This is a genomic window from Burkholderia sp. Tr-862, from assembly GCF_011753085.1.
Classification (GTDB): Bacteria; Pseudomonadota; Gammaproteobacteria; order Burkholderiales; family Burkholderiaceae; genus Burkholderia; species Burkholderia ambifaria.
Genome location: NZ_VWWG01000433.1, coordinates 1 through 285 on the forward strand (window position 1 = coordinate 1; position 285 = coordinate 285).

Annotated in this window: 1 protein-coding gene and 1 pseudogene; both read right to left on the reverse strand. The window is 73.0% G+C overall.

Annotated features, from left to right (window positions below; genetic code table 11):
* Nucleotides 1-109 (reverse strand): CoA transferase (locus tag F3J14_RS36270; protein ID WP_348772042.1); only part of this gene is annotated, 109 nt, incomplete at its 3' end.
* A 17-nt stretch (nucleotides 110-126) separates the two neighbouring features.
* Nucleotides 127-285 (reverse strand): annotated as a pseudogene (locus tag F3J14_RS35350) (CoA transferase); the annotation flags it as partial.

Here is a 285-nt window from a genome sequence, read left to right on the forward strand (position 1 = left end):
CGTACAGCGCGGCGAGGATCGCCTGCGCCGAATACATGCCGGTGAACAGGTCGACCGCCGCGACGCCGAACTTCAGCGGCGGCTGGTCGGCCTCGCCGTTCAGCGCCATCAGCCCCGCCTCGCCCTGATGCGCCGTCCCCGCCCCGGCGCATGGCGCGCGTACAGCGCGGCGAGGATCGCCTGCGCCGAATACATGCCGGTGAACAGGTCGACCGCCGCGACGCCGAACTTCAGCGGCGGCTGGTCGGCCTCGCCGTTCAGCGCCATCAGCCCCGCCTCGCCCTG